The sequence below is a fragment of the Mesorhizobium sp. LNHC252B00 genome, from assembly GCF_000502955.1.
Lineage (GTDB): Bacteria > Pseudomonadota > Alphaproteobacteria > Rhizobiales > Rhizobiaceae > Mesorhizobium.
Map to the genome: position 1 here is coordinate 48292 of NZ_AYWO01000018.1, position 21426 is coordinate 69717.

Annotated in this window: 19 protein-coding genes; 3 read left to right on the plus strand and 16 right to left on the minus strand. The window is 63.7% G+C overall.

From position 1 onward, the window contains the following. Positions 1-107 precede the first annotated feature (107 nt). The 6 genes from X744_RS149525 to X744_RS149500 all read right to left on the minus strand — a co-directional run bounded on the left by X744_RS149525 (position 108) and on the right by X744_RS149500 (position 6913). Positions 108-1139, minus strand: coding sequence for a BMP family protein (locus X744_RS149525; protein ID WP_023760898.1), 1032 nt, complete (start codon positions 1137-1139; stop codon positions 108-110). 119 nt (positions 1140-1258) lie between these two features. Further along, positions 1259-2464 (minus strand): 3-oxoadipyl-CoA thiolase, encoded by a 1206-nt coding sequence (pcaF, locus tag X744_RS149520; protein WP_023760899.1) that lies wholly within the window; start codon positions 2462-2464, stop codon positions 1259-1261. 1 nt (position 2465) lies between these two features. Beyond that, positions 2466-3260: a CoA-transferase subunit beta gene (locus X744_RS149515; RefSeq protein ID WP_023760900.1), complete on the minus strand. Its 795-nt coding sequence runs from the start codon at positions 3258-3260 to the stop codon at positions 2466-2468. After that, on the minus strand, positions 3257-4114 hold the full coding sequence (locus tag X744_RS149510) for a CoA transferase subunit A (protein ID WP_023760901.1): 858 nt from the start codon (positions 4112-4114) through the stop codon (positions 3257-3259). The genes X744_RS149515 and X744_RS149510 overlap by 4 nt, the downstream gene beginning before the upstream one ends. A gap of 115 nt (positions 4115-4229) precedes the next feature. Beyond that, on the minus strand, positions 4230-5534 hold the full coding sequence (locus X744_RS149505) for an FAD-binding oxidoreductase (RefSeq protein ID WP_023760902.1): 1305 nt from the start codon (positions 5532-5534) through the stop codon (positions 4230-4232). Then, positions 5534-6913 carry a glutamine synthetase family protein gene (locus tag X744_RS149500; RefSeq protein ID WP_023760903.1) on the minus strand — a complete coding sequence of 460 codons (1380 nt, stop codon included), beginning with the start codon at positions 6911-6913 and terminating at the stop codon, positions 5534-5536. The genes X744_RS149505 and X744_RS149500 overlap by 1 nt, the downstream gene beginning before the upstream one ends. A 169-nt stretch (positions 6914-7082) precedes the next feature. Between X744_RS149500 and X744_RS1000000174550 the strand changes: the two genes are divergently transcribed. After that, the gene (locus X744_RS1000000174550; protein ID WP_023760904.1) at positions 7083-7586 is read left to right on the plus strand and encodes a hypothetical protein; all 504 of its coding nucleotides are present in this window, start codon (positions 7083-7085) and stop codon (positions 7584-7586) included. Between the two features lie 29 nt (positions 7587-7615). Here X744_RS1000000174550 and X744_RS149490 read toward each other — a convergent pair whose 3' ends face one another. Then, positions 7616-8368 carry a hypothetical protein gene (locus X744_RS149490; protein ID WP_023760905.1) on the minus strand — a complete coding sequence of 251 codons (753 nt, stop codon included), beginning with the start codon at positions 8366-8368 and terminating at the stop codon, positions 7616-7618. A 125-nt stretch (positions 8369-8493) separates the two neighbouring features. On the opposite strand from X744_RS149490, the gene X744_RS1000000173925 reads away from it, so the two are divergent. Continuing rightward, complete coding sequence (locus tag X744_RS1000000173925) at positions 8494-8745, plus strand: hypothetical protein (RefSeq protein ID WP_156938590.1); 252 nt, start codon at positions 8494-8496, stop codon at positions 8743-8745. Between the two features lie 5 nt (positions 8746-8750). Here X744_RS1000000173925 and X744_RS149485 read toward each other — a convergent pair whose 3' ends face one another. The 9 genes from X744_RS149485 to X744_RS149445 all read right to left on the minus strand — a co-directional run bounded on the left by X744_RS149485 (position 8751) and on the right by X744_RS149445 (position 20003). After that, a complete protein-coding gene (locus X744_RS149485) occupies positions 8751-10817 on the minus strand; it encodes a 3-hydroxyacyl-CoA dehydrogenase NAD-binding domain-containing protein (RefSeq protein WP_023760907.1) in 2067 nt (688 codons plus the stop codon). A gap of 345 nt (positions 10818-11162) precedes the next feature. After that, the gene (locus X744_RS149480) at positions 11163-12110 is read right to left on the minus strand and encodes an ABC transporter permease (RefSeq protein ID WP_023760909.1); all 948 of its coding nucleotides are present in this window, start codon (positions 12108-12110) and stop codon (positions 11163-11165) included. A gap of 3 nt (positions 12111-12113) precedes the next feature. Continuing rightward, positions 12114-13094 carry an ABC transporter permease gene (locus X744_RS149475; protein WP_023760910.1) on the minus strand — a complete coding sequence of 327 codons (981 nt, stop codon included), beginning with the start codon at positions 13092-13094 and terminating at the stop codon, positions 12114-12116. Between the two features lies 1 nt (position 13095). Beyond that, positions 13096-14565: a sugar ABC transporter ATP-binding protein gene (locus tag X744_RS149470; protein ID WP_023760911.1), complete on the minus strand. Its 1470-nt coding sequence runs from the start codon at positions 14563-14565 to the stop codon at positions 13096-13098. A 49-nt stretch (positions 14566-14614) separates the two neighbouring features. Further along, complete coding sequence (locus X744_RS149465) at positions 14615-15628, minus strand: ABC transporter substrate-binding protein (RefSeq protein WP_023760912.1); 1014 nt, start codon at positions 15626-15628, stop codon at positions 14615-14617. A gap of 96 nt (positions 15629-15724) precedes the next feature. Then, entirely contained in the window at positions 15725-16615 is an 891-nt protein-coding gene (locus tag X744_RS149460) for an SMP-30/gluconolactonase/LRE family protein (RefSeq protein WP_023760913.1), read from the minus strand. Between the two features lie 219 nt (positions 16616-16834). After that, positions 16835-17836 (minus strand): YihY/virulence factor BrkB family protein, encoded by a 1002-nt coding sequence (locus X744_RS149455; protein WP_023760914.1) that lies wholly within the window; start codon positions 17834-17836, stop codon positions 16835-16837. A 155-nt stretch (positions 17837-17991) separates the two neighbouring features. Beyond that, on the minus strand, positions 17992-18717 hold the full coding sequence (locus X744_RS149450; RefSeq protein ID WP_023760915.1) for a response regulator transcription factor: 726 nt from the start codon (positions 18715-18717) through the stop codon (positions 17992-17994). Then, complete coding sequence (locus X744_RS149445) at positions 18717-20003, minus strand: histidine kinase (RefSeq protein ID WP_023760916.1); 1287 nt, start codon at positions 20001-20003, stop codon at positions 18717-18719. Before X744_RS149445 ends, X744_RS149450 begins: the two co-directional genes overlap by 1 nt. 410 nt (positions 20004-20413) lie before the next feature. Here X744_RS149445 and gnd point away from each other — a divergent pair, with 410 nt between their 5' ends. Next, positions 20414-21421, plus strand: a complete 1008-nt coding sequence (gnd, locus tag X744_RS149440) for a phosphogluconate dehydrogenase (NAD(+)-dependent, decarboxylating) (protein ID WP_023760917.1) — start codon at positions 20414-20416, stop codon at positions 21419-21421. The last annotated feature ends 5 nt before the right edge of the window (positions 21422-21426 follow it).

Sequence of the window (21426 nt, forward strand, 5' to 3'; positions counted from 1 at the left end):
GCCCTGAAAAAACAGCGCGTCAACGAAGCTGCCAATCTCCCCCCTTGAGGGGGAGATGTCCGGCAGGACAGAGGGGGGCGCCTAGCACCACCCCTAAAGGCCGGCCATCAATCCGAAACCGGCGTGTTTTCATCCACGTCGACGCGGAAATTGCCTTCCAGAATCTCGGCCTTCTTCTTCTCGACCAACTCCTTGACGTCCGCCGGCAGCGTCTTGTCGAACTTGTGGTAGGGCGCGAGGAACGAGCCGCCCTTGGCCATCCGCGAGAAATCGCCATAGTCCTGCGCGGTGAAGACGCCGGCCTTGACCAGTTTGATCGCCTGCTCGACCGTCGGATACATGTCCCAAACGGGACCGGTGATCACCGTGTCAGGGCCGAGGCTTGACTGGTCGGACATGTTGGAGATGGCGAGGATCTTCTTGTCCACAGCCGCTTCGATGACGCCGAAGCGCTCGGCGTAGATGACGTCGGCACCGGCGTCGATCTGCGCGACCGCCGCTTCCTTGGCCTTTGGCGGATCGAAGAAGGAACCGATGAAGGCGACCTTCTTCTTGATGTTGGGATTGACCTCCTTGGCGCCGGCGAAGAAGGCATTGACCAGCCGGTTCACCTCCGGAATGCCCATCGCCGCGACCGCGCCGATCGTGCCCGACTTCGACATCTTGCCGGCGATCATGCCGGCGAGATAGGCCGGCTCGTGGATCCAATTGTCGAAAACGCCGAAGTTGGGTTCCGCAGGCCCGGCACCCGAGCCGAACAGGAAAGCGGTCTTCGGGAACTGCTTGGCGGTGCGGCGCGACTCGCGCTCGGCGGCGAAGGCATCGCCCAGCACCAGCTGATAGCCGCCTTGCGCATATTCGCGCATGACGCGGCTGAAATCGGCGGTCTGTACCTTTTCCGACCATTTGTATTCGATGCCGAGTTCCTTCTCGGCCTTCTGCAGGGCGACATGGATCTGGTTGTCCCATGGCTCCTCGATCGGCGTGGCGAAGATCGCCGCCACCTTCAGCTTCTTGTCCTTGCCGAAGGCAGCGCCCGGCAGCATCGCTGCGGCCAAGCCAAGTGCGCCGAGTTCCAGCACGTTGCGCCGCGAAATCCCTTCGCGTTTTACCTGGACTCTATTCTTTCGATTTTCCATTGCATTCCCCTCTGTTCGACAGCCGTGTCGAGCCGGCTGTTCGTGAAAATATTCAGACGGGGAACTATGGAACGACGCTGAACTTTTGTCCACGCGGTCAAATTTGGCAAGGCCTGTGATCAAACCCGTTCGAGCGCGATCGCGATACCCTGGCCGACGCCGATGCACATGGTTGCCAGCGCAAAACGGTCGCCACGCTCGCGAAGTTCCAGCGCAGCCGTTCCGGATATGCGTGCGCCCGACATACCCAGCGGGTGGCCGAGCGCGATGGCGCCGCCATTCGGATTGACGTGCCCGGCATCCTCGGCGATGCCGAGCTGGCGCAGCACGGCGATGCCTTGCGAGGCAAAGGCCTCGTTGAGCTCGATGACGTCGAACTGACTTGGCGTCAGCCCGAGCCGGGCGCAAAGTTTTTGCGTCGCCGGCGCCGGGCCGATCCCCATAATGCGCGGCGCCACGCCTGCGGCGGCACCGCCAAGGATGCGAGCGATCGGCGTCAGGCCATATTTCTTGATGGCAGCCCCCGCGGCAACGATCAGCGCCGCCGCCCCGTCATTGACGCCCGAGGCGTTGCCGGCCGTCACCGTGCCGCCCTGCCGGAACGGCGTCGGCAGCTTGGCCAGCGCCTCGACGGTGGTGCCGGCACGAGGATGCTCATCCTTGGCGACGACAACCGCATCCCCTTTGCGCTGCGGGATCGTCACGGGGGTGATCTCCTTGGCCAGCCTTCCATTGGCTTGCGCGACGACTGCCCTGTCCTGGCTGCGCGCGGCAAAGGCATCCTGGTCCGCGCGGGAGATGGCGAACTCTTCCGCAACGTTCTCGCCGGTCTCCGGCATCGAATCGACGCCATACTGGCTCTTCATCAGCGGGTTGACGAAGCGCCAGCCGATGGTGGTGTCGTAGATCTCGGCATTGCGCGAGAACGCCGTGTCGGCCTTGGGCATGACGAAGGGCGCGCGGCTCATCGATTCGACGCCGCCCGCGATCATCAGTTCCGCCTCGCCGGCCTTGATGGCGCGCGCGGCAATGATCAGCGCATCCATGCCCGAACCGCACAGGCGATTGACGGTCGAACCCGGAATCTCCTTCGGCAGTCCGGCCAGCAACAGCGCCATGCGCGCAACGTTGCGGTTGTCCTCGCCGGCCTGGTTGGCACAGCCATAGACGACATCGTCGACCGCCTGCCAGTCGATGCCGGGATTGCGCTCGACCAGCGCTCTTAGGGGTATGGCGCCGAGGTCGTCGGTACGCACCGACGACAGCGAACCGCCGAAACGGCCGATCGGCGTGCGGATGTAGTCGCAGATATAGGCCTCGGCCATGTCATGCAGCCTTTGCTTTTCCGGTTCCCTCATGCGCCGCCTTGGTGCGGGCCTGCAGGTCGCGCAATGTAGTGAGTTCGAGTTCGCTTGGCGCCGGTGTTTCGTCAAGCGCCTCGGCGAACTTAACCACCCAGCCACAGCTCTCCCGCACCTGTTCGCGTGTGACGCCGGGATGCAGCGACACGACCGTGAATTCCTTGGTCACGGGATCCGGTTTCCAGATGGCGAGATCGGTGATCAGCAAGGTCGGGCCAGCGGTGTCGATGCCAAGGCGTTGGCGATGATCGCCCCCCTCGCCATGGCCAAAGGAGGTGAAGAAGTCGATCTTCTCGACCATGCCGCGCTTGGTCTGCGCCATGGTGATGTAGGTTTCCTTCGACGAGGTCGCGATCTCCGGCGCGCCGCCGCCGCCGGGCAGCCGGGTCTTGGGGCGAAAATAGTCGCCGATGACCGTGGTGTTGATGTTGCCGAACTTATCGAGCTGCGCCGCTCCGAGGAAGCCGATCGAGATACGGCCGCCCTGCAGCCAGTAGCGGAACATCTCCGGCACCGCGACGGTGGTGACCGCGGTCTCGCACAATTCGCCGTCGCCGATCGACAGCGGCAGCACGTCGGGCGCGGTGCCGATCGTGCCGCTCTCGTAGATCAAGGTGATGTCAGGCGCGTGTGTCAGCCGCGCTACATTGCAGGCAGCGGACGGCGCGCCGATGCCGACGAAGCAGACATCGTCATTCCGCAGCGCCCGGCTGGCGGCGATGGTCATCATCTCGTTGGGGGTGAACGACAGCTCGCTCATGTCGGTTTCCTCAGATGCTCGACCCGCCCGGCGAAGTCGTCGGCGCTCTTCTCGATAACGTTGGCCTGCATCCACGCCTGGAATTTCTCGCGGTCGGCGGCGACCTCGTCCCATTCGAGATAGGCGGCATTGTCGCGCGCATAATAGCCATGCGCGTAGGACGGATGCGAGCCGCCGGGTACGACGGATATCGCAGCGATCGTCCAGCGCGGCAGCACGGTCAGGTTGGGGTGCAGATCGTCGAAATTGTCGACCACTTCCTCGACCGTCACCACCGCCCGTTTGGCCGCCAGCACAGCTTCCTTCTGGATGCCGATAATGCCTTCGACCAGTATATTGCCCTTCCTGTCGGCCTTCTGCGCATGAACGAAGGTGACGTCTGGCCGGATCGAAGGAACGGCCGCCAGCACCTCGCCGGTGAACGGACAAGAGACCGATTTGATGTTCGGATTGACCGTCGCCAGCCCAGTGCCGCGATAGCCGCGAAACACCGCGCAAGGCAGGCCGGCAGCACCTGCCTCATAGGCGTTGGCCATGCCGGCATGGCTGTGCTCCTCGACCTCGAGCGCGCGCGGATAACCGTTCTCGATGGCATCGCGGGCGCGCCGCAGCAGGCCAACGCCGGGATTGCCGAGATAGGAGAAGACGATTTTCTTCGCCATGCCCATGCCGATCATCTGGTCGTAGATCAGGTCCGGCGTCATGCGGATCAATGTCAGGTCGCGAAACCCCTGGCGGATCGCCTCATGCGCCGCCGCCGTCGGGATCAGATGGGTGAAACCCTCGAAGGCAGCGGTGTCGCCATGGTTCAAATTCTCCGCAACGGCCTGTTTGAGCGGCAGGAACTTGACCATCGCATCGGCTCCGGATTCAAAAAGGTCGTATTGCGAACACGTGTTTCGTATGTGCAGTTAGCATCTACTACATCAGGTTCGTCATCCTCGAGCGACGATGACACCGACGAAGTCCTCAATGCTTAATCCGATCACGCATTGCGTACCACAGCATCCCCAGCACATAGAGCGGACCGCGCAGCGCCGTGCCGCCGGGGAATGGCATTGGGGTCAGCGTCGAGAACAGGTCGAGCCGCGAGGCATCGCCGGTCATCGCTTCGGCCAGCAGCTTGCCCGACAGCGTCGACAGGATGACGCCCTTGCCGGAATAGCCGTGCGCGAAATAGACCTCGCCATAGTGTCCGACATGCGGCAGCCGCGATGTCGTCACCGACACCAGCCCGCCCCAGGCATGATCGATGCGGCAGTCCTTCAGCTGTGGGAAAGTGGCTTCCATATGCGGCCGCACGAAGCCGGCAATGTCGGCCGGCGGCGACGGCGTGTAGCGCTCGCCGCCGCCAAACAGCAGCCGTCCATCCGCCGACATCCGGTAGTAATTGACGACGAAACGCGTGTCGGATACCGCGACATTGGCCGGGATGACATTGCATTTGCCTTCCAGCGGCTCGGTGGCGACGATGTAGTTGCCGACCGGCATGATGCGACTGTTGACGCGCGGCTCCAGTCCGTTGAGCAGTGCATCGCCCGCCAGCACGACGTGTTTTGCCCGGACAGAGCCGTTTGATGTCGAGACCCGGATCGAAGGCTCGCGCTCCAGCCGCACGGCCACCGAATTCTCGTGGATGGTGACGCCGGCAGCAATCGCGGCGCGGGCGAGGCCGAACGTATAGTTCAGCGGATGCATGTGGCCACCAAGCGGCTCGTACATCGCGCCGTGATAGGGCGTATCGACCTTGCTACGTGCCTCCGCCGCTGACAGGATTTCGGCGTGCGGGAACTTCATCACCGTGGCCAGGCACTCAGCCTCTTCCTCGATCTCCCTAAGATCGGAGCCGTTGACCGCACCGACCAGATGGCCGGTCAGCCTGAGATCGCAATCAATCGCGTGGCGCTCGATGATTTCGAGCACCAGCCCGCGCGCCTCGAACGCAAGATCGAACAGCGCCTTTGCCCGCTCGGGCCCGTAGAGCCTGACCAGGCCCTTGGCGCCCTTGCGCAGGCCTGGGATCATCTGGCCGCCATTGCGCCCTGAGGCGCCCCAGCCGATCTTTCCGCCTTCGAGCAGCACCACCTTCAAGCCGCGCTCGGCAGCGTGAAGGGCGGCGGACAGGCCGGTGCAGCCGCCGCCGACCACCACCAAATCGGCGTCGACATCTCCCTGCAGGGCGGCGTGGTCAGGTGACGGATTTGCCGTCGCGACATAGTAGGATTTGCCGATATCCAAACCGGAATTAAAGCCCTCGGAATTGAAGCCCATCATCACACCTTGAGCAGCAGGTGGTCGCGTTCCCAGCTCGTCACCACGCCCTGGAACAGGTCAAGTTCGACGCTCTTGACGCGCAGATAGGTCTGGAAGAAATCCTCGCCGAGCAGCGCCCGCACCGGATCGCAAGCAGCGAAGCGGTCCAACGCCTCCTCCATGGTTTTCGGCAGCGTGCTTTTGATCTTGTAGGCGTTGCCAGACGCCTCGACCGACCGTGCCAGCTTCTGCTTGACGCCGAGATAGCCGGCAAGCAGCGAGCCGGCAATTGCCAGATAGGGATTGGAATCAGCACCCGGCAAGCGGTTCTCCACCCGCCGCGCGGCGCGACCACCGGCCGGCACGCGCAGGCCGCAAGAGCGGTTGTCGTGCGACCATTCGATGTTGGCCGGCGCACTGTGGTTCGGCCTTATGCGGCGGAACGAGTTCACGTTCGGGGCGAACAGCAGCATGATTTCGGGGACATATTTCTGCAGCCCGCCGATGAAATGGCCGAACATCTCGGTATCGCCATCATCAGTGTTGGCAAACAGCGTCTTGCCGGCCTCGTCGATGACCGACATGTGCAGATGCATCGAGCTGCCCGCCTGCGCCGCGATCGGCTTGGCCATGAAGGTGGCATGCATGCCGCTTTGCTGCGCGGATTGGCGCGTCAGCCGCTTGAACAACAACACCTTGTCGGCCAGCGGCAGCGCATCGCCATGCAGGAAGTTGATTTCCAACTGTGCCGTGCCTGACTCGTGGATCAGCGTGTCGAGCGGCAGCCCGGCCGCCGCCGCATAATCATAGATGCGGCGGATCACCGGCTCGAATTCCTCGAGCGCCGCCATGTCATAGGGATGCTGTACGGTTTCAGCGCGGCCATTGCTGCCGACTGGTGCGATCAGCGGCTGGCCGGGATCGGGATTGGGCGCGGTCAGATAGAATTCGAGCTCCGGCGCCACCACCGCCCGCCAGCCGCGTTGCTTGTAGAGATCGAGCACGGCCCGCAGCACATGGCGCGGCGAGGCCATCCATGGCCTGCCGTTCATGTGGAAAGCATCGGCAAAGACATAGGCCTTGCCGGCACCGGCGCCGGGCGCCAGGCAGAGCGTCGAAAGGTCCGGCACAATGCGCATGTCTGGGTCGGAATAGGCAAAACCCTCGTCGATCGAGCCGGAATAGCGGCCATCGATGCTGACCAGGAAGGCGCTGCTCGGCAGATAGAGCGCGCGGTCTTCCAGCGCCTGGAGGAACTTGGCCGTCGGTAGGGCCTTGCCGCGCAGGACGCCATTCATGTCGGGCACCAGGCACTCGACCTCGTTGATGCCGTGCTGGGCCAACCAGGCTTTGGGATCGTTGCGGCTGGAGAGCGAGATATTCGTGATTTGGTCAGGCATTTCGTTCATGTCCGTATCCGAGAGAGTATGGCTTGCGCGGCTACATCCGCTCCAGGTCGCAGCGTCATTTGGGCTGCATTGTCTCTGAGGCAGGCACGCATGGCGTCGTCGGCCAGCAGGCCGAGAATCGCTCTCTCAGTACTCCTTCGGTCCAGGCATCGCGGCCGATATGCTCGCCGACGCCAGTCTCGCCCGCACGGCGGGCCATGGCGTGCCCGTCCCCGGACCGGGCGCCTCTTACACGCAGTGCCTCCGCGAAGCCGACGCAATTCAATGCAGGTCCGAAACTCGCTTCGGGAAACAGCGCAATGGTCGGGCTGGCTTTACGCGTCAATTAATCCTCGTCATCCGGCCGGCGGATCATGCCGAACAGCGCGGGAGCGGAGAGCCGCAGACGAATGCGAAGCAGATCGGCAGCCAACTCATACTGCCGGCTTTCAAGATGGTCGAGTATATTCACGTGTTCGCGCAGCGATTGCTGCAACCGGAAGACATCGACGATGTCACGGTTGATGTCGGCCGCTGCTCGCTCTGGGTGCGGCGCAGACGCGAGAACTCGCGGGCAATGATCACCTTCGCAGACTGGTTGAAGACGGCCGGACCGGGAAACCAGCCCAATCATGGCCGGGAAACAGCAATGCCGCCGGGCGAGGCCCGGCGGCATCTTTATTAACTGGCTACCGCCGTTTCGGCGACGATTCGCTACGGCGTCGTTTCCGCTTCAATCGCGGCCGCCGTCTGGTCGATCTTATCGGCAAGGACGCCCTGGGCCCAGGCCGTGACCTCGTCGTCGACCGGCTTGTTGGCCATGTCCGTCAGCGCCGCGTCGAGCGATACATCGTCGGTGCCGACCGCTGCCGCCGTCGCCCCGTCATTGGCGGCGGTGACCTCTGCCTCCTGGGCAGTGATTTCGGCTTGCAGATCCGTTATCTTCCCAGGCAAGGCCGCCTGGTCTTCGGTCGACAGCGCGGCAATCTGCTCGGGCTTCAGCGACGTCAGCGCAGTCAACTGCGCATTCAGCGCATCCAGCTTGGCTTGGGCCGCTTCAGCCGCGGCCTGGGCGACCTTGGCTTTCGCGGACTGCGTCACGAAAGCCTGGATGGCAGCGAACTTCTTGCTCTTGGAGTTCATGTAAGCATTGATGTTACGCTGCAGCGAATTCAGCCGGCCAAGCTTGGCATGGATGTTCTTCTCCTTGGGCACGGACGAGACCTTTGTGGTCGTGTCGAGCGTGGTGTCGTCCGCTTCGGCCTTGGCCACCTGTCCAGGAGCGGACGACTTGCCGTGCGAAGCGCCGCTGTTGCCATGGCCGTTGCCATTGCCGCCACCGTGGCCATTTCCACCCCCATTGCCGCCGCCGTTACCGTGCCCGTTGCCGCCGGCTCCGGCTATCGCCGGAGACGCCAGGAGCGCCAACGCGGCAAGCGCCGCGAACAGAGTTTTTCGGTTTGTCATGATATCTCCTCGGGGAATCGCCACTCTTCGCCCAACCGCTAGCGACCGTCGTATGAGGAATTCCTAATTGTACAGAGTAAACTTTAGACAAATGCCGTCTCAATACGCGATCTGGAATCGCCGGCATGCGTAACCATCTGATATTTCAAAGGAATGTTCGACCATGGGCCGCCGTGGCACTGAAGTCCCATGCCGATCGGACCATAGTCTTGGCTACCGACCGGCAGCACGGAAAAGTCGTGGGGCAGTCTATCGCAAAGGCGCTGAAACAAAGAGCCTGGCGCCCAAATCATGGTCTCGGCCGATGCTCTCACCGCAAATCGCTGGCCGGCCTGTTCGCACGCTTCGTCGAGATCATCGACGCGCGTATCCGCTAAGTCCGCTATCCCTCGGCTTCCCAGGAACCGGTCTCGGCCATTCGCCTGAGCAACGGGGCCACGCGGAACACGTCCTTGCCAGTCCGCTGATGCCAGTACTCGAGCCGCTCGACGATCCTGGCCGCACCTTCGAGATCGGCCCAGAACATGGGGCCGCCCTTGCCGACGGGAAATCCATAGCCGTTGACCCAGACGACATCGATGTCGGACGCGCGGGCCGCGATCCCTTCCTCCAGGATCTTCGCGCCTTCGTTGATCAGGGGATAGAGCGTGCGCTCAGTGATTTCTTCCGCACTGATCGCGCGCGGAGCGATGCCCTTTTCGTCCGCCTTGGCGCGGATCAGCGCCTCGACTTTCGGGTCCGGAACCGGTGTGCGCGAACCGTTCTCGTAGAGATAGAACCCCTTGCCGGTCTTCTGGCCGAACCGTCCTTGCTCGCACAGCGTATCGGCGATGACGGCTGTCAGGCCGCGCGCCTTGCGGTTGCGCCAGCCAATGTCGAGTCCGGCGAGATCGCTCATCTGGAAAGGCCCCATCGGCCAGCCGAAATCGGCAAATGCCTGGTCGATCTGGCGTGGGGTAGCGCCTTCCAAAAGCAGCGCTTCCGATTCCAAGCCACGCGCCGCCAGCATGCGGTTGCCGACGAAGCCATGGCAGACGCCAACGACGACAGCCACCTTGCCGATCCGCCGCGCCAGGTCGACGACGGTCGCCAGCGCATCGGGCGCGGTCCTCTGCGCCCGCACGATCTCCAGCAGCTTCATGACATTGGCCGGCGAGAAGAAGTGCAGGCCGACCACATCCTGCGGGCGCGAGGTCGAGGTGGCGATTTCGTTGATGTCGAGATAGGAGGTGTTGGTGGCGAGGATCGCACCGGGCTTCGCCACCGCTTCGAGCTTGCCAAAGACTTCCTTCTTGACCGCCATGTCTTCGAACACCGCCTCGACGATCAGGTCGCAATCGGCGAGATCGGCATAGTCGGTGGAACCCTTGAACTGGGCGAGCCGCTGCTGCTTGGCGTCGTCGCTTAGCGAACCGCGCGTGACGGACACCGAATAGTTCTTGTCGATGGTTGCCAGCCCGTGCTGCAGGGCTTCCTGGCTGGTTTCCAGGAGGGTGACGGGGTAGCCGCCATTGGCGAAGGCCATGGCGATGCCGCCGCCCATCGTGCCGGCGCCGATGACTCCGACGCGGGCGATCCTGCGCTTGACGATGTCCTTCGCCGAAATTTTTGCCGCCTCACGTTCGGCGAAGAACAGATGGCGCTGCGCTCGCGACTGATCGCTGCCGACCAGTTTCACGAACAGCGCACGCTCAGCAGCCAGCGCCGCGTCGAAGGGCAGCGTGACGGCGTTGCGCACCGACAGCGCACAGGCGACCGGCGCCTCGAGGCCGCGCGCCTTCCTGGCGAGGTCCGCGGCCTCGGCGTCGAGAGCCGCGAGGTCGGTCTCTTTGAGCTCGTCATCGCGATCGCGCACCGGGGTGAAGGGACCACCCTTTCGGGCTATTTCCCTGGCGAAGTTCACGGCATGCGTGGTCAGATCGCCTTCGAAGACGGCATCGACCAGGCCGGCTTCATGCGCCTCGGCCGCGCCGATCGGCGCGCCGGAAACGATCATCTTCAACGCCTTCATCGCACCTACCAGGCGCGGCAGCCGCACCGTGCCGCCGCCGCCCGGCAACAGGCCGAGCTTGACCTCGGGCAGGCCGAGCTTTGCGCCGGCGTCGGCAACGCGGAAATGGCAGCCGAGCGCCAATTCCAGCCCGCCGCCAAGCGCGGTGCCATGAATGGCGGCGACCGTCGGCTTGGCGATGGTTTCCAGCGTTGCCACGATGGCGCGCAGCTCGGGCTGCTGCACCGGCTTGCCCAATTCGGTGATGTCGGCGCCGGCGACAAAGGTGCGGCCGGCACAAGCGATGACGATGGCGGCGACCGAAGCATCATCCCGCAAGCCGACCAGCGCCTGCATCAGCGGCTCACGGACATGAAAGCTCAGCGCGTTGACCGGCGGATTGTCGATGGTGACGATGGCGACATCCCCACCCCGGTTGACCCTGAGGAAATCGGACACGCAAAACCTCCCAGCAATGGTGAGCGGCTTGCGGCCGCGCGATCGGGATTTACAGCGCCTCGACGCGGATGGGAACCGGCTGCCTGGCTGGCATAATGATTAGCCGTTCGAGGTGCCTGGCCGCCATCATCTCCGAAGTAGCGATCCTTCACACCCCCTCTGCCCTGCCGGGCATCTCCCGCGCAAGGGGGGAGATTAGCAGCTTCTGCGTCTCGCTCACTTAGCAATGTTGGATATTGGCGAAAGCCGCGATAATGGCCGATCTCCCTCCTTGCGGGGGAGATGTCCGGCAGGACAGAGGGGGGTGCTGTCCCGCCAACGTCCCATGTCGTGCGCCCATCACATTCAGCGCAGCGCCTTCTGTCCGCCCGCCGCAGTGATGACGCCAACAATGATCAGCCCCGTCAGCAGCAATCGCACACCAGCACTGACGCCGAACGTGTTGAGCATGGTCAGCAAAAGCACCAGGAACAGCGCCGCGCCCCAGACGCCGGGGACATTGGCCTTACCGCCGGCCACCGACGTGCCGCCGATGACGACGACGGCGATCGAGGCCAGCAGGTATTCGTTGCCGATGTCGACATTGGCGCCTCGGAAATAGCCGGCGAGCAGCGCACCATCTATGCCGCCAAGCGCGCCCGACAGCATGTAGGTGAGGAAGCGGATGCGGCCGACATTGACGCCGGCGAGCCAGGCGGCGCGAATGTTCTGGCCGATGGCCAGCACCGAGCGGCCATAGACCATACGCTGCAGCGCGATGGCAGCTCCGACAGTGAACAGCACGGTGAGGATCGCCAGCACCGGAATGCCCAGCACCTGCCAGTTCGCGAAATCGGCGAAGCCTGGCGGCGGCTTGATCTGCAGCCCGCGCCCGTAGCTGATGTCGATCGACTGGATAATGAAGCTGGCCGACAGCGTTGCGATGATCGGCGGAATGCGCAGTGCCCAGATCAGCAGATAGTTGGCGGCGCCGATCGCCGCCCCGCAGGCAAGCGCCGCCAGCAGCCCGACCGCGATCATCGAATCGTTGCCGTCCATCACCTTCATGGCGACGGCACTGGCAAGGCCGATATTGGCCGGCAGCGACAGGTCGACATTGCCCGGGCCAAGCGTGATGACGAACATCTGGCCGACACCGACGATGACCGTGAACACCGCCAGCGACAGCGCGGCGGTCACCATGCCGCCGGCGCCGTAGCCGCCGGTGAAGACGATCGTCGCCAGCCAGACCAGCAAGGCGCCGAGAAACGACCAGATCCAGGGTTTGGTGAGCAGCGATTTCACCGATGCCATCGCTTACCTCTCCCTGCGGCTGATCAGCACCCGCGCCGCCAGCACGATGATCAGGATGGCGCCGTTGGCGGCCACCTGCCAGTCGGGTGGAATGTGCATGAAGGTGAGCAGCGGCGAGGCCGCCAGCGCCAGCGTCAGCGCGCCGATTACCGCGCCGATTGGCGACACCCGGCCGCCGACGAACTCGCCGCCGCCCAGGATGACGCCGGCAATCGCCAGCAGTGTGTAGCCATTGCCGATATTGGCGTCGGCCGAGGTGGTGATGCCGATCAGTGCCATGCCCGACAGCACGCCGAACAGGCCAGCTAGCGCAAACAGCACGATCTTGGTCTTGAGCAGCGACCAGCCTGCGCGCCCGAGCGCCGCCGGATTGCCGCCCGAGCCGCGCAGGATGACGCCATAGGAGGTGCGCATCAGGCCGAAATGGACGATGAAACCGATCAGCAGCGCGGCAATGATCGGGAACGGCACCAAAGGCGGCTTGAACGCCATCAGCCCAAGCAGCCAGTCCGGCGCCTTGCCGCCTGGTTTGGGCAGAATGAGAATCGCCAGGCCCTGCCAGACGAAGCTCATGCCGAGCGTCACCACGATCGACGGCAGATTGCGCAGATGGATCAGTGCGCCGAGCAGCGCATAGACGAAGATCGACCCGAGCAGGATCACGACGCCGATGAGCGGCGCTTCCTTCAGCCAGGTCGCGGTGACACAGCCGACAAAGCCGACGAAGGTGCCGATCGACAGGTCGAGCTCATTGCCTGATATGACGAACATCTGCGCGATCGTCGCCAGCGCGATTGGGATCGCCAAATTGAGCATCAAGCTGAAGCCGAAATAGCTGATGGCGCGCGGGTTGAGCCAGGCGATGGCAAGCAGCACCAACGCCAGCGACAGCGCCGGCAGCAGCCCGCGCAACAGGCGGGCGCGGGCCAGAGCGCCACGCTCGGCGGAAGTCCTGGCAGCGGTTTCGAGACTGGCGGCCGTCATCTCAGGCCGCATCGCCGAACGAGGATTGGATGATCTTCTCTTCGGTCAACTCGTCGCGGCGCAGATTGGCGACGATGCGGCCGTTCTTGAAGACATAGACGTGGTCGCAATTGTCGAGCTCTTCGGTTTCCGTGGTGTACCAGAGGAAGGTGCGGCCGCGGCCTGCTTCCTCGCGCACGAGGTCGTAGACCTCCAGCTTGGTGCCGATATCGACGCCGCGCATCGGATCGTCCATCAGCACGATCTCAGCATCGGAGCCCAGGGCGCGGGCAAACAGCGCCTTCTGCTGGTTGCCGCCCGAAAGCGAGAAGATGTTGTTGTTCATATCCGGTGTGCGGATGCCGATCTTCTTCTGCCAGAACTGGGCGAGTTCGGCCTCGCGCTGCGGCGATATCAACAGCCGGTTGCGCAGGCGCGCCAGCGAGCGGATGCCGATATTTTGCGCGATCGACCATTGCGGAAAGATGCCGTCCGCCTGGCGGTCGCCGGCCACCAGCGCCACCGGCGCGGTCACTTGGATGCCGGCCCGAGCGTGCGATGCCGCGGCGAAGATCGCCAGCAGCAGGTCGGTCTGGCCATGGCCCGCCAGTCCGGCTAGGCCGATGATCTCGCCGGCGCAGGCGACAAGGTCGGTGCCGTCCTTCTGTGCGGCGGGACGCGCCCGGACCCGCAGCGGACTGGCCCCGGGCTTGGCGGCAGCGATTTCGGCGGCGATCCTCTGGCGCGCTTCCGCTCCGCCCATCGCCGTCACCAGCCGGTCGCGGTCGAAGGCGCTGGCAGCATCAGCGACAACCACTTTGCCGTCGCGCATCACCACGATGCGGTCGGCATTGCGCAGCACCTCGCCCAGTACGTGCGAAATCAGGATGCAGCTTTTGCCGCCGGCAACGAAGCGGCGCACGAAAGCCAGCAACTGGCCAGCCGTATGGGAGTCGAGCGACGATGTCGGCTCGTCGAGGATGACGAGGTCGAGCCGATCCTGGATCACCGTGAATGCGCGCGCCACCTCCACCATCTGGCGCCGGCCGATCGACAGATCGCCGACGATGTCCGAGGGCGAGATGCTGTGGCCCGGAAATATCTCGTCAAGCTTGGCGGCGATCAGATCGGCCGCCTTGCGTCGCCAGCCGAAGCCGCGCAGCGAAGCATGGTTGATGCGCGTATTCTCGGCGACGCTGAGATTGGGGCACAGCGACAGTTCCTGGAACACGCAGCGTATGCCGAGCTGCTGCGCCCGCGACACCGAGTAGTTCGCCTCGATGCCGCCATGCACGCCGATCTGCCCGCTGTCGGGCGTCAACGTGCCCGCCACCATATGCATCAGTGTCGACTTGCCGGCGCCATTGTGGCCGACGAGACCCACGCATTCACCGGGCCCGACATGAAAGTCGACGCCGCCCAGTGCGCGAACGGCGCCGAAATGTTTTTCGGCGCCGTTCAGTCTGATGATGTCAGCGTTCCCTTCAGGCATGCTCAACGATATCCGCTCGGCGATACGGACGGCAACGCTGCCGTGATGCTCACTTGATGTTGGCCTTGATGGCCGCGATCGCATCTTCCTGCGTGTATTCGTGGCTGGCAACGCCACCCTTGGGGATCTTCGGCAACTCGGCCTCGAAATCGTCTTGGGTGAACGCCAGATACGGCACCAGCAGATCGTGCGGAATATCCTTGCGGCCATCGAGCACCTGCTGCGCCACCCAGAAGGCGAGCGACGAGACGCCGGGCGCGATCGATGCCGACCAGGTCTTGTAGCCATCCTTGTCCTTCTGTTCCTTCCACCACTGCAGCTCGTCCTGGCGGTTGCCCATGATGATGGTCGGGCGCGGCTTGCCGGCGGCGGCAAATGCCTGTGCCGCGCCATAGCCGTCACCGCCCTGGTCGACGATGCCGACGACATCGGGCAGCGACGGCAGGATGGTCGCCACCGCCTTCTGTGCCGTCGTCTGGTCCCAGTCGCCGGTCACCGAACCGACGATCTTGAACTCCGGATGGGCGGCAACCCCTTCGAGGATGCCGGCATGGATGGCATCGTCGATCGAGGTGCCGGCAAGGCCACGGATTTCCAGCAGGTTGCCGCCCTTGGGTTGGAACTTGGCCATCTGCTCGACTTCCTGCTTGCCCATGTCCTTGAAGTCGACGACGACGCGGTAGGCGCAGGGCTCGGTCACGGTGCCGTCGAAGGAAACAACGACTATGCCGGCATCGCAAGCCTGCTTGATGGCGCCGTTGAGCGCATCTGGCGAGGCGGCGTTGATGACGATCGCGTCATAACCCTGCAGGATAAGGTTCTGCACCTGCGCCGCCTGCGTCGGCACTTCCTTGTCGGCGGTGGTGAAGATGTCGGCCGCGCCGACGATCTTGTCGGCGACCGCCTTCTTGGTGACGATGCCATAGCTGTCGAGCATGGCCTGCCGCCAGGAATTCCCGGCATAGTTGTTGGAAAAGGCGATCTTCTTGCCACTGGTGTCGGCCAGCGCCGTGCCCGAGGCAAGCATTGCCGCCAGAGCGCCCAGAACGAACAGTTTCTTCATGTCATACTCCTCCCAGATGTGTTGACTGATGCAATTCCCGCCGGCTTTGGCCCGGCCTCACTCCCAACTCTGATTTGAGCACGGATTGTCGCGGACTCAAAACAGTCTCAATCCCGGCACGCGCACCCTGAGCCGGTACAGCGACGTCGACGCGGTAATGTAGAGGCTTTGCAGGTCGTCGTCGCCGAAGGTAAAATTCGCGCAATCTTCAGGCGTCCGGATAACGCCCAGAATGGCGCCCGACGCGTCGAAAACATGGATACCACCGGGGCCGGTGCAGTAAAGATTGCCGCGGCTATCGATCTTCATGCCGTCGGGCGCTCCCAGGCCTTCGCCCTCGGTCACCGCCCAGACCGCGCCGCCGTTGAGATCGCCATTCGCTTCGACGCCGAACACTCTGATATGTCCGCGTTCGGTGTCGTTGATGAACAGCCGCGACTCGTCCAGCGAAAAGCAAAGTCCGTTCGGCTGCACGAAATCGTCGGCCAGCAAGGTCAGTCGTGCGCCGTCGCCATCGATGCGGTAGACACCCTGGAACCGCAGCTCCTGAGGATGGGCAACGCCATAGAATTCCACCCTGCCGTAGCCAGGATCGGTGAAGTAGATCGATCCGCCGGTGGCAACAACGATGTCGTTCGGGCTATTGAGCTGCTTGCCCTGATGATGTGTCGCGAGCACGGTCACGCTGCCGTTGGCCTCGGCCCGGATCACGCGGCTCGTCGCGTGCTCACAGGTGACCAGCCGCCCCTGGCGGTCCAGCGTGTTGCCATTGGCCTTGTGGCTCGGCTCGCGGAACAGCTCGATCTCGCCCGCCCTACCGCGGCGATACATCCGGCTTTCGGGAATGTCGGAGAAGACCAGCCACTTCTCGTACGGATGCCAGACCGGCCCTTCGAGGAAGCCGAAGCCGCTCGCCAGCGTTTCGATCGCTGCATCGCCAACGACATCGTCGAAGCCGGATTGGCGGGCGCGCGCCGAAACTGACATCACTGGCTCGCGGCGGCGCCGACAGTTGCGCGAACCGGCATGGTAACGAATGACATGACGCTCTCCCGATATGGTCTTTTTATGTGTCGAGCGTAGTTGCGGCGCCGGCATGGCGATACGGGTCAAAGCGCACGGCCGACTGTGCGTTTGCACAGTCGGCCGTAGGAGCGGCGATAGTCTATAATATTGGCGAACACCCTGTCGCATCGCGGCGTCGGACTAGGGTCGGCGAACACTCAGCAAAAGCATGGTCAATGTCGCACTCGCGCACGCTACCGCTACGAGCGCGATCACGCCGGCAGAGTTGGACTTTTGCCCTGCGCGAAATGAGCCGTGCCGCGCAGGCATAGGACTGCGAATCAAGATCTCCAGATCGGGCCTGCTACCGTGTCGAACTGAATAGGCGCGCGTGAACTCGGCACCGAGAAGGAAAATTTCCGACGAGTAGTAGACCCAGAGCAATATGACGAGCAGTCCACCGGCGGCGCCATACGAGGACGCAATCGCGCTGGTGCCGATATACCAGCCGATAAGCGATTTTCCCAACGTGAACAGGGCAGCCGTCACGACAGCACCGATCCCGACATCGCGCCATTCCAGGCTTCGGTCGGGCAAAACTTTGTAGATGGCGGCGAACATCAGGGAGATCAGGACAAACGAAACGACGCCGTTGATCACGCTGAGTATGATCGTTCCGAACGGCAGATGGGCGTTGATAAAATCGCCCAGTGCCGAAATCGCAGCGCTTGCAATCAGAGAGACCAGCAGCAGGAAACCGAGCGCGGCCACCAATCCCAGACTGGCGGCTCGTGCCCGCACCAGACGAGACAAGGAGTTGCCCTGCGGTTCGACCTTCCAAATCGTGTTTAACGACTGCTGCATTTCGCCGAAGACGCCAGAGGCGGCCACCAACAAGGTGACGAGCCCAATGATCGCGGCCCAGGTCCCGTACAGCTTGCTGGATACGCTTTCCAGCGCAGTCTGGAGGAGATCAGCACTTTCCGGCCCCATCAGCCCGGAGATCTGGGCAGACAAAGCCAATTGTGCTGCATCATGACCGAAGACGAGACCAGCGACAGCAACCACAATCAGCAAAATCGGCGCCAGCGAGGTGGCGGCATAAAAAGCCATCGCGGCACCATGACTAAGAGCATTATCATCGATGAAGCCGGCTACGCTTTCACGCACCAAGTGCCATGAATCTGTGATCGAGGGTCGCACTTTGGGTCCGCGGGCAGTAAATTGGAAATGGCCTTCATTAGCAATGCGCCAGACCTTCCGATGTTCCGGTGGGGCCGCGCCACTGGTTTCAGGAATTGGATCGGAATCTGGCGCGAAATTTCAGCCATGAGATGAGGCGTCGTATAGGGCGAGGCCTACTCCTGCCCCGCCAGCCAGGTGTCGAGCCGGTCCTGTTCGCGGCGCAGCGCATCGATGTTGATCAGTCCGCGCGCCATGGCGAGATAGATCGCCCGCGTCCGCGAGTTGAACACGGAAGCATCGCTGGCGCCGTCCTCCGCCGGCACGATGCCAAGCTTGTCGTAGACATGCTTGATGCGGCTCTGCGCGCCGCGGATCGACAGGCCCCGGCGTGCCGCGATCGCGCGGTCGGTCAGGCCGAGCGCAATGTCGATCAGGCTTTCATATTCGCCGTCGGTGATGCCCTCGAATTTGTCTTGGACGCGGTGCTGGATGCCACGGATCTCGCGATCGATGATGCAGTGGCCTTCGCGGAAAACGCCGCGCAAGGCCGAGCGCATGCCTTCCTCCGTCGCCGATTTGAGCACATAGCCATAGACCGAGCCGGGCGGCACGATCCGCGCGACGCCGCGCACATAGGCCTCATCGGCGAAATTCGACCAGAACAGGATGTGCGTGCCGGCGTGGCGGTTCCAGATCGCCCTGGCAACCTCGATCCCTGTCGCCTTCGGCATCTGCAGGTCGAGCACGACATGCGGCGGCTCTCGCTCGGCCGCCAGATTGATGGCGTCCTCGCCATCGCTCGCCTCGATCACCTCGACATCGCCGGGCCACAATTGCTCCACCGTCCGCCGCGCGAAGGTGCGATGCAGTCCATCGTTCTCGGCGATCATCACAAGCATCACATGGCCTCCGGCACGGCGAACTCGCCGGGTGCTGCTGCAGCCGCCGCGACCAGCAATTCCCGAAATGGCTCCCGGTCGATCTCGACGACGACACGCGTGCCGCCGCTCTTGCGACCGGCTTGGCCGATGCGCAGCCGCGCCCCGATAAGGGCGGCCCGTGTGTGCATGTGACCAATGCCGCCATGCGCCGCCGGGTCAACCACTCCGCATCCCTGGCCGTCGTCGGTGATGATCACCCGCAGCACACTCGCCGTCGACGCCAGCAAGACATCGATGTGGTGCGGCGCGGCATGGCGAACGGCATTGTTGATCGCTTCCTGCACGATCCGGTAGAGCGCGGTGCGGACAGGCTCGGGCAAGCTGTCGGCGCCGCCGTCGCTGGTGTCGGCGATGCGCACGGCGATCGGCGGCTTAGCCCTGGCGACGCTGCGGTTGAGGTGCGCCTCGACCGCATCGCGCAGGCCGAACAGTTCGAGCACGCTCGGCCGCATATCGTCGACGATGTGGCGCAGTTCCGTGAGACAACCGGCAACCTCCTGCTCGAGATCGGCAAGCTGCGCTGCCCGCGCCACGCCTTGGCCACGCAACGCCGAGAGTTGGCGCGCGATGCGGGCGAGGTCGGCGAGCGTCTGGTCGTGCAGGTCCATGGCCATGCGCCGGCGTTCGCGCTCCATGCCTTCGGTCAACTGCGACGCGCCGACCCGCAGCAGCTCGACCCGATTGCGCGCCTCGCTCTCGGCCAGCATGGCGCGGCGTGCCTCCTCGGTCTGGATCAGCGCGAAGATATAGGGCGCGATCAGATCCGCGCATTGCTGGGCTACACCGACATCGGCAAGCGTGTAGCAATCGACCTCGTGCCGGCTGATGTTGAGCGCGCCGATAGTGCCGCCGCGTGCCCTGAGCGGCACGACGATGCGGCTGCGCAGTCGGGCGGCGAAGATCGGCCCATCGATGGCGGTGGCGAAATGGAAGCGCTCGTCGCTCAGTGCGTCGTCGGCGAGCAGATAGGGTACTTCGCCCCACAGCACCGAGCGTATCGGGCTGACTTCGGTTGGCAGCGGATGCTGGGCAAGCTCGCTCCAGCTGGTGTGGAAGCCGGCCTCATAACAGGCGTGGCGGCGGCCGTCATGCGACAGCACCGCCAGATCCATGTGGTCGTGCGGAATGAGCGAGCCGATCTCGATGGCTGTCGCGCGGAACGCCGTGCCGGGATCTATATGGCCGGCAAGCGCCCGCGAAATCGCCAGCAGCCGGTCGATCAGGACCAGGGACACCTCCGGCATGGTTTTCACGATCCTCCCGTGCCGGGAAATAGTGGACGCAGGCTGGCACCGCTGTCAACGACGGCTCGGTTGACGGGGCCGATCAACTTGCGGTGCGGTGATTGAAAACGCTTCGCGTCCTGGTCTAGGGAGGCGAGTCAGGAGACCGACGCAGAATGCCAGTGACGCCGACGCCAACCATTGCTCCGGGCGCCCCGGGAATTCCGGCACGATGGACGCCGAGCGCCAAGAGTGTCGAAACGTCGCTTGGCCGGCCACCCGCAGGGAAGCACGCTGATCTTCACTTTTTTCTGGCCCGGGGCCGGCGATTGGGAGAATGTCGGCTTCTCCGTTCTATCGCGCGCCCAGGATAGCCAGGCGATCCTTCCTCGATAAACCCCGCAAATCTCTTCGGAAACAGGGACGAAACCATGCAGATCGGAATGATGGGACTGGGCCGGATGGGCGCCAACATGGTTCGGCGCCTGATGCGTGACGGCCATGAATGCGTCGTCTACGACATCAACCCCGCCAGCGTCGCGGCTCTGGTGACCGACGGGGCGCTAGGGGCGGCTTCAATGGAAGAATTCGTCGGCAAGCTGGCCAAGCCGCGTTGTGTCTGGCTGATGCTGCCGGCGGCCATCACCGGCAGGATCATCGATCAGGTCGCGCCCCTGATGGAGCCGGGCGACATCGTTATCGACGGCGGCAATTCCTACTATCACGACGCCGTCGACCAGGCCGCGAAACTGGCCGCCAAGGGTATCCATCTCGTCGATGTCGGCACCAGTGGCGGTGTCTGGGGGCTGGAGCGTGGCTATTGCCTGATGATCGGCGGGCCCGATGTGGCGGTGCAACACCTCGACTCGATCTTTGCCACGCTGGCGCCGGGCGCCGACGCCGGCTCCAATCCGCTTAGGGATGCCGGAACCGCGCCCTATGGCTATCTGCATTGCGGACCTAGCGGCGCCGGCCACTTCGTCAAGATGGTGCACAACGGCATCGAATATGGCGTCATGGCCGCCTATGCCGAAGGCATGAACATTCTGAAGTCGGCCAATGCCGGCAAGCGCCAACGAACGGCGGACGCCGAGACCAGCCCGTTGGAAAACCCGCAATACTATCAGTTCGACATCGACCTTCCCCAAGTGGCCGAGGTCTGGCGGCATGGCAGCGTCATCGGCTCTTGGCTGCTCGACCTGACGGCCGGCGCATTGAAAGGCGATCCGGGCCTGGCGAATTTCGGCGGCCGCGTCTCGGATTCCGGCGAAGGCCGCTGGACGTTGAAGGCGGCGATCGACACTGGCGTGCCGGCGCCGGTCTTGTCCTCGGCGCTGTTCGACCGCTTCTCCTCGCAAGGCGAATCCGAATTCGCCGACAAGCTGTTGTCCGCCATGCGCTATGCCTTTGGCGGCCATGTCGAAAAGGCCGGCAAGTGACGGCG